General features: G+C 64.1%; 10 protein-coding genes and 1 tRNA gene. 6 read left to right on the top strand and 5 right to left on the bottom strand.

Features of this window, described 5'->3' with window-relative positions; translation table 11 throughout:
* The first annotated feature begins 61 nt into the window (after nt 1-61).
* From AUC71_RS16700 to AUC71_RS16710, 3 genes are all read left to right on the top strand, one after another.
* Nucleotides 62-1099 carry a glutamine synthetase beta-grasp domain-containing protein gene (locus AUC71_RS16700; RefSeq protein ID WP_069625167.1) on the top strand — a complete coding sequence of 346 codons (1038 nt, stop codon included), beginning with the start codon at nt 62-64 and terminating at the stop codon, nt 1097-1099.
* Between the two features lie 245 nt (nt 1100-1344).
* Entirely contained in the window at nt 1345-1746 is a 402-nt protein-coding gene (locus tag AUC71_RS16705) for a DoxX family protein (RefSeq protein ID WP_069625168.1), read from the top strand.
* 157 nt (nt 1747-1903) lie between these two features.
* On the top strand, nt 1904-2104 hold the full coding sequence (locus tag AUC71_RS16710) for a hypothetical protein (RefSeq protein ID WP_141701792.1): 201 nt from the start codon (nt 1904-1906) through the stop codon (nt 2102-2104).
* A 51-nt stretch (nt 2105-2155) separates the two neighbouring features.
* Here AUC71_RS16710 and AUC71_RS16715 read toward each other — a convergent pair.
* The 5 genes from AUC71_RS16715 to AUC71_RS21610 form a co-directional block, all read right to left on the bottom strand.
* Nucleotides 2156-2231 (bottom strand) — tRNA-Val (locus tag AUC71_RS16715).
* A 137-nt stretch (nt 2232-2368) separates the two neighbouring features.
* Entirely contained in the window at nt 2369-2650 is a 282-nt protein-coding gene (locus AUC71_RS16720; protein WP_069625170.1) for a hypothetical protein, read from the bottom strand.
* A 127-nt stretch (nt 2651-2777) separates the two neighbouring features.
* Complete coding sequence (locus AUC71_RS21600; protein ID WP_244501018.1) at nt 2778-3014, bottom strand: HAD hydrolase-like protein; 237 nt, start codon at nt 3012-3014, stop codon at nt 2778-2780.
* Between the two features lie 101 nt (nt 3015-3115).
* Complete coding sequence (locus tag AUC71_RS21605) at nt 3116-3316, bottom strand: HAD family hydrolase (protein WP_244501020.1); 201 nt, start codon at nt 3314-3316, stop codon at nt 3116-3118.
* Nucleotides 3273-3473, bottom strand: a complete 201-nt coding sequence (locus tag AUC71_RS21610; protein WP_244501019.1) for an HAD hydrolase-like protein — start codon at nt 3471-3473, stop codon at nt 3273-3275. Before AUC71_RS21610 ends, AUC71_RS21605 begins: the two co-directional genes overlap by 44 nt.
* A 77-nt stretch (nt 3474-3550) precedes the next feature.
* On the opposite strand from AUC71_RS21610, the gene AUC71_RS16730 reads away from it, so the two are divergent.
* The 3 genes from AUC71_RS16730 to gor are packed head-to-tail and all read left to right on the top strand — an operon-like array spanning nt 3551 to nt 7120.
* Complete coding sequence (locus tag AUC71_RS16730; protein WP_069625171.1) at nt 3551-4999, top strand: NAD-dependent succinate-semialdehyde dehydrogenase; 1449 nt, start codon at nt 3551-3553, stop codon at nt 4997-4999.
* Nucleotides 4999-5718 (top strand): ribose-5-phosphate isomerase RpiA, encoded by a 720-nt coding sequence (gene rpiA, locus AUC71_RS16735; RefSeq protein WP_069625172.1) that lies wholly within the window; start codon nt 4999-5001, stop codon nt 5716-5718. The genes AUC71_RS16730 and rpiA overlap by 1 nt, the downstream gene beginning before the upstream one ends.
* A 7-nt stretch (nt 5719-5725) precedes the next feature.
* A complete protein-coding gene (gene gor / locus AUC71_RS16740; RefSeq protein WP_069625173.1) occupies nt 5726-7120 on the top strand; it encodes a glutathione-disulfide reductase in 1395 nt (464 codons plus the stop codon).
* Nucleotides 7121-7172 lie beyond the last annotated feature (52 nt).

The following is a 7172-nucleotide window of genomic DNA, read 5'->3' on the forward strand; positions in this document are numbered from 1 at the left end:
CAGGCGGCCCGGATGGGTACCTCCACACGTTTTTGCCTCAACACCACATGAAGGATTCGCAATGACCAAGTACAAACTCGAGTACATTTGGCTCGACGGTTACACGCCGACGCCGAATCTGCGTGGAAAGACTCAGATCAAAGAATACGGAAGCTTTCCGACACTCGAGGATCTTCCCCTCTGGGGCTTCGACGGCAGCTCGACGATGCAGGCGGAAGGCAGCAGCTCGGATTGTGTTCTGAAGCCGGTCCGTGTTTTCCCCGACGCGGCACGCAAGGATGGCGCTCTGGTGCTTTGCGAGGTCATGATGCCGGACGGCGAGACCCCGCACCCGACCAACAAGCGCGCAACGATTCTGGACGACGACGGCGCCTGGTTCGGCTTCGAGCAAGAGTACTTCTTCTACAAAGACGGCCGCCCGCTCGGGTTTCCGGCGGATGGCTACCCGGCGCCGCAAGGCAAATACTACACGGGCGTTGGCTACGCGCAGGTCGGTTCGATTTCACGCGAGATCGTCGAGGAGCATCTCGACCTGTGTCTCGCGGCCGGCATCAATCACGAGGGCATCAACGCCGAGGTGGCGAAAGGTCAGTGGGAATTCCAGATCTTCGGCAAGGGTTCGAAGAAGGCGGCCGACGAAATGTGGATGGCCCGCTACCTGCTGGAACGTCTCACCGAGAAATACGGCGTCGATGTCGAGTATCATTGCAAGCCGCTCGGCGACACGGACTGGAACGGCTCGGGCATGCACGCCAACTTCTCCACGACGTATCTGCGTGAAGTCGGCGGCGAGCCGTATTTCCTGGCCCTGATGGACGCGTTCGAGGCGGCCTGTGCCGACCACATCGCAGTCTACGGTCCGGACAACCACATGCGGCTGACCGGCAAGCACGAGACCCAGGCGATCGACCAGTTCAGCTGGGGTATCGCCGACCGTGGCGCGTCGATCCGGGTGCCGCACTCGTTCCCCCGGAACGGCTACAAGGGCTATCTCGAGGATCGCCGGCCGAACAGCCAAGGCGACCCCTACCAGATCGCCTCGCAGATTTTGAAGACGGTTGCCTCCGTCGACACGGCGAAGGCCAGCGCCGCCGCATAGTACCGCGCCGGCACGAGCTGGAAGCAAATGGGGGGTCGGGGGGCCCCCCATTTTTTGCGCGAGTCGTTTCAAAAGCTTCGCTGCGCTCGTTCAGGCCTGTTCGGAAGAGGGAACCCGCCGTCAAAGAGTCAGCTCCGACTGGTGCCGGGGAACTTTCCTAACGAGAGCGTGTACTGACGGAGCGCCAGCGAGCGGCTACACTGGTTCCCTAAAGCTCGTCAGAAGCCTTCATAGGGGGAGTTGCCATGACCACTGAGACACTCGAAACCGTTTGGGCCCCGCGCGTCCTCAGCGTTTTGCGTATTGTCGCGGCGCTGCTCTTCTTCGAGCACGGCACGGCTAAGCTGTTCGGTTTTCCGCCGTCCGATTTTTCGCCGGAGGTCATGTCACTGCCCTGGATCGCAGGTGTTCTCGAGGTGGTCGGCGGCGCGTTGCTGATCGTCGGCCTGTTCACGCGGCCCGTGGCCTTCATTCTCTCGGGCCAGATGGCCGTCGCCTATTGGATGTTCCATCACTCGTCGGAGAAGATCTATCCGCTGTTGAATGGTGGAGACGGCGCCATTTTGTTCTGCTTCATCTTTCTCTATCTCGTTTTCGCCGGTCCGGGCCCTTGGAGCCTCGATGCGCTGCGGCGGCGGGAAAGCTAGAGGCGGCGCCACGAGAGCCCTCGTCACCGGCCCGGAGTTTGGCGCGCGTGCTCGCCTCGCAGGCGGCGCGCCAGACTCGATTTCGTTAACGCCGTAAATAGATTTTTAGCCAAATCTTTAAACGCAAACTTTAGCGCCCCCGCCACAGATTCGGGCGATGAGTATGCGTCAGCAGTTCATGGCGGGTCTGCTCGCGGTCACGTTAATCGCGACGCTAGGCGCGAGCGCGGCCAAGGATGTCGCGCCGGTCGCCGGGCGGTCCCACGCGAGTATCTGGCTCGACCCTTCAGCGTCCGACCAATTGCTCGCCAGCCGGCTCAACATCACCAACATGGCGAAGAGGCCGCCGGCACGCTAACGGCCGCGCTCCGCGGAGCCGGATTTCCCAACCGAGATCAAGATGGCCGGGTGGTGGGCGGTACTGGACTCGAACCAGTGACCCCTGCGATGTGAACACAGTGCTCTACCAGCTGAGCTAACCGCCCGTTTTCGCGTGGAGCTTGGCGCATCGCCGTCTCAGGGTGGCTGAGGGGATGCGGCTGGAGGGGGGATTTAGCGAGTGGCTCCCGGGTAAGTCAAGGAAGGCGCATCCTAGCCGGAAGCGCCCTCCGGGCACGCCGTCCTATTGGGCCGGTGCCGCGGGCGCGACCATCTTGCCGACAGTGGCCAAGGTCTCGCGGGCTTTCTTGTAGTTGCCCTCGGTGCAAAGCGCGTCGGCCTCGTCGAGCAGCAGGTTCACCTCCTCGACCTCGCCTTCGCTGAGCGCCTTGGCCTCGACCCTCTGATCAACCAGTGTCTCGGTCTTGGCCAGCTCGTTCACGCAGGCCTGCTCTTCGTCCGCGGCGTAGGCTGTGCCCGCCATCAGCAGCATCATACAAGCGCTGATCATTATGCGTTCGCGCATTCCCGTCTCTCCTTGGCGCAGGACTTAATCTCAAAGGTTTGGCGAAGATATTTGACCGCGACTGTGACCGTTGATTGCGGCAGCACAGGGATGGGCTCCCCGCATCAACGCCCCGTCGGGTGCGGTATTAGGAAGGCGCGGCGGCCTTCGCTGTCAAGCCCCTGAGAAGGGGCAGGGCGGACGTCTCCAGCATGTCGAAGTGGTCGATGACAGCGTTCGCCTGAGGTCCCTCCGGCGGCGGCGGGCAATAGCCGAAGGACACGAGGATCGAGGGAACGCCGGCGCCAAGCGCGGCCCGAATGTCCACGGCGCTGTCGCCCACCATGAGCGCGTGGCCTGGTTCGCCGCCCGCGGCGGCAATCACGCCTAGCAGGTGGCCTGGGTCGGCTTCGACACCTGAAATGTGTCGCGCCCGGCAATGGCGGCAAAGTGGTGATCAAGCTCAGGCTCGCAGCAGCAGGCGTGTCAAGCGCTCGCGCTTATTGGTGCAGACCGCAAGCCGGGCGCCGGCGGCGCGTAGCCGCTCGAGTGCGGCCACGCGCCCGGGAAGGGGCGGCTTTGCACCGCAATATTGGCTTCATAGTGCAGGAGAAAGTCGGCCAGCATGACATCAACGTCGACATCAACCTCGCCGGCGCTGGCCATGCCAAGAGCCTCTTCGATCATGGCCCGGGCGCCGCGCCACGGCCTCGCGCACCCGATCGGCTGCAACAGGCTCGTAGCCGCGGGCCGTAAGCACGTGGTTCAGTGTATTGGTGAGATCCGGTGCGGTATCGACCAGCGTGCCGTCGAGGTCGAAGACGATGGTGGCGCCATTCAACATGGCACCTCTGTCACATGTGCTTTTCTGCCTGGCAAGCGGCCCTTGCAGCCCGGCAAGCGGCGGCGAGAGAGCGGGCCATGCAGCTGAAAAATTCTGGCATCGTCAAGGACCAGTGCCTGATCGGCGGCGCATGGACCGGCACGCCGGCGCTCGATGTAACCAATCCGGCGACGGGTGAGGTGATCGGCCGCGTGCCCGACCTCGGTGCCAAAGAGACGCGCGCGGCAATCGAGGCTGCCAACGCGGCGTTTCCCGCCTGGAGCGGATTGCTGGCCAAGGAGCGCGCGGCGATTTTGCGCCGCTGGTACGAGCTTCAGCGCGAGCACAAGGAGGACCTTGCACGGCTCATGACCGCCGAGCAGGGCAAGCCGCTCACGGAATCACGCGCGGAAGTGGACTACGGCGCGTCCTTCACCGAGTTCTACGCCGAGGAGGCGAAGCGCGTTCTCGGCGAGATCATCCCCACCCCGAAACGAAGCGGCCGCATGCTGGTGTTGAAGCAGCCGGTCGGCGTGGTCGGCGCCATCACGCCGTGGAACTTCCCGCTCGCCATGATCACCCGCAAGATCTCGCCGGCGCTTGCCGCCGGCTGCACCGTCGTGGTGAAGCCCGCGCCGGAGACGCCGCTTTGCGCGCTGGCCCTGGCCGAGCTTGCGGTGCAAGCCGGTGTGCCGGCCGGCGTACTCAACGTGGTGACCGGCGATGCGGAGAAGATCGGCGGCGAACTGACCTCAAACCCGCTGGTACGCATGATCACCTTCACGGGCTCGACCGAGGTGGGCAAACTCCTGATGCGTCAGTCAGCCGAAACCGTGAAGAAGCTGGCACTCGAGCTCGGCGGCAATGCCCCATTCATCGTCTTCGACGACGCGGATGTCGATGCCGCGGTCGAAGGGACGCTCGCTTCGAAGTACCGGAACTCCGGCCAGACCTGCGTCAGTGCCAACCGGATCTTGGTGCAAGACGGCATCTACACGCGCTTTGCCGAGAAGCTGACGGCGGCTGCTGCCGAACTCAAGGTAGGCGAGGGGACGCAAGAGGGTGTCGAGCAAGGACCGCTCATCAATGAGGCGGCGGTTGCCAAGGTGGAAGCGCATGTGAAGGACGCCGTGGCCAAAGGCGCCAAAGTTCTGACCGGCGGTGCGCCGCACGCGCTGGGGCGGACGTTCTACAAGCCGACCGTGCTTGCCGAGGTCACGCCAGACATGCAGCTCGCGCAAGAGGAGACGTTCGGGCCTATCGCCCCGCTGTTCCGTTTTCACGACGAGGCGCAGGCGATCGCCTTGGCAAACGGCACACCCTCCGGGCTTGCCGCCTATTTCTACACGCGCGATCTTGCGCGCGCTTGGCGGGTGGCCGAGGCGCTCGAATATGGCATGATCGGCGTCAACGAGGGGATCATTTCTTCGGAGCTGGCGCCGTTCGGCGGCGTGAAAGAATCCGGCCAGGGCCGAGAAGGCTCCCATCATGGAATCGATGAGTTCGTGGAGCTGAAATACGTCATGATGGGGGGGCTGGACGGCTGATGGCGGAAAGCGACGCGAAGGTCGACGGCTTCAAGGCGGCAGCCGCGCAAGCCGCGGTCGAGCTGGTGAAGCCGGGCATGCGGCTTGGGCTCGGCACGGGCTCCACGGCCTATCATTTCGTGGAAGCCGTCGGCGTGCTCGTGCGCAACGGTCTCGATGTGACCTGCGTGCCGACATCGGAAGCCACGAGGTCGCATGCCGAGAAGCTGCGTATTCCGCTGTCATCGCTGGACGAAACACCGCAACTCGACCTCACGGTCGACGGCGCCGACGAGCTCGACGATCAGCTTCGCCTGATCAAAGGCGGGGGTGGTGCGTTGCTGCGCGAGAAGATCGTGGCGACGGCATCTGACCGGATGGTGGTGATCGCCGACGCCAGCAAGGTGTCGGAGACGCTTGGCTCACATCCATTGCCCGTGGAGGTCGTGCGCTTCGGTCTGCGGGCGACCATGCGATTGGTCGAGGCGCTGGCCGCGGAAGCCGGTTGCGAGGGAGACATCAGGCTTCGCGCGGGGCAGGGGGATCTTCCCTTCGTCACCGACCAAGGCAATCTCATCGTGGACTGCGCCTTCCACAAGATCTCGGAACCCGAAGTGCTGGCCTTTGCCCTCAAGCGCGTGCCGGGGGTGGTTGAGCACGGACTGTTCCTCGGCCTTGCCGATCTCGCCATCATCGCCGGACCCGGTGGCGTAAAGGCGATGCGCCGTCCTGGAGCTTGAGAGTCGCGTGTCCGAATACGATTATGATCTTTTTGTCATTGGCGCGGGCTCGGGCGGCGTGCGGGCCGCGCGGCTTGCCGCCGAGCTCGGCAAGCGCGTGGGGATCGCCGAGGAATACCGCATCGGCGGCACCTGCGTGATCCGCGGCTGCGTGCCGAAGAAGCTCCTCGTCTATGGCAGCCGCTATGGCGGCGAGATCGAGGACGCGCGCAGCTTCGGCTGGGCTTACGAGGATTTGCGCTTCGATTGGCCGACGCTGATCCACAACGTGCACCGGGAGGTCGACCGGCTGAACGCGGTGTACACACGCACCCTCGAGAAAGCCGGCGTCGACCGGTTTCTGACGCGTGCGACTGTCGAGGGGCCGCATACTGTGCACCTGCCGGATCGCGACCAGCCCATTTCGGCGGAATATGTTCTGATTGCCACCGGCTCGCATCCGGCCATACCGGACGTGCCGGGCAAGGAGCATCTCATCAGCTCGAACGAGTGCTTCCAACTCGAGCACTTGCCCGAGAGCATCGTCATTATCGGCGCCGGCTATATCGGCATGGAGTTCGCCTCGATCTTCGCCGGGCTCGGCGTCGCCGTCACCGTGCTCCATCGCGGCGAGCAGATCTTGCGCGATTTCGACAGCGATCTGCGCGACGGGCTGGCGGAGGCCATGCGCGATCGCGGGGTCGATCTGCGCATGAACGCCAATGTCCAGTCGATCGAACCGGCGGGCGACTGCTACCGCGTCGCCTTGAAGGAAGGAGGCTCGGTTTCGGCTTCCCTGGTCATGGCCGCCACGGGACGGGTTCCGAACACCAAGGACCTCGGGCTCCAGCGAGCGGGCGTCGAGCTCGGCTGGAACGGCCATGTGGTCGTGGACGACTATTCCAAGTCGTCGGTCGACAGCATCTACGCGGTCGGCGATGTGACCGACCGGGTGCAACTCACGCCGGTGGCGATCCGCGAGGGGACCGCCTTCGTCGAGACCATCTTCGAGGATAATCCCAAGGTCATGGATTATGCGTTTATCCCAACGGCGGTGTTCACCGAGCCGGAGATCGGCACCGTTGGGCTGACCGAGGAGCAGGCCCGGGATCGCTGCCGTGTCATTGACATCTTTAAGGCAAGCTTCCGGCCCATGCGCGCGACGATCAGCGGGCGGAACGAGAAGGTGATGATGAAGCTCGTGATCGACGCGGAGAGCGACAAGGTGCTCGGCGTGCATGTGCTGGGCCCTGACGCGGCGGAGATCGTGCAGATGGCGGCGATTGCGCTCAGGCTCGGCGTGACCAAGGCGCAGTTCGACACCACCATGGCGCTCCATCCGAGCATCGCGGAAGAGCTCGTGACGATGCGGCACAGATGGGAAGCGCCATCACCAATCAAGGGATCCGATGCGGCGGCTTGAGGACAAGATTGCGCTCGTGACGGGAGGCGGCGCCGGGATCGGCCGGGCCGTC

Origin of the sequence: Methyloceanibacter marginalis (assembly GCF_001723295.1) — a bacterium.
GTDB lineage: Bacteria > Pseudomonadota > Alphaproteobacteria > Rhizobiales > Methyloligellaceae > Methyloceanibacter > Methyloceanibacter marginalis.

Coding starts and splice junctions, on each gene's coding strand:
- AUC71_RS16720 (WP_069625170.1), bottom strand. CDS start 2,650: ATGCGCGAACGCATAATGATCAGCGCTTGTATGATGCTGCTGATGGCG.
- AUC71_RS16730 (WP_069625171.1), top strand. CDS start 3,551: ATGCAGCTGAAAAATTCTGGCATCGTCAAGGACCAGTGCCTGATCGGC.
- AUC71_RS16705 (WP_069625168.1), top strand. CDS start 1,345: ATGACCACTGAGACACTCGAAACCGTTTGGGCCCCGCGCGTCCTCAGC.
- AUC71_RS16700 (WP_069625167.1), top strand. CDS start 62: ATGACCAAGTACAAACTCGAGTACATTTGGCTCGACGGTTACACGCCG.
- AUC71_RS21610 (WP_244501019.1), bottom strand. CDS start 3,473: ATGTTGAATGGCGCCACCATCGTCTTCGACCTCGACGGCACGCTGGTC.
- AUC71_RS16710 (WP_141701792.1), top strand. CDS start 1,904: ATGAGTATGCGTCAGCAGTTCATGGCGGGTCTGCTCGCGGTCACGTTA.
- AUC71_RS21605 (WP_244501020.1), bottom strand. CDS start 3,316: ATGATCGAAGAGGCTCTTGGCATGGCCAGCGCCGGCGAGGTTGATGTC.
- rpiA (WP_069625172.1), top strand. CDS start 4,999: ATGGCGGAAAGCGACGCGAAGGTCGACGGCTTCAAGGCGGCAGCCGCG.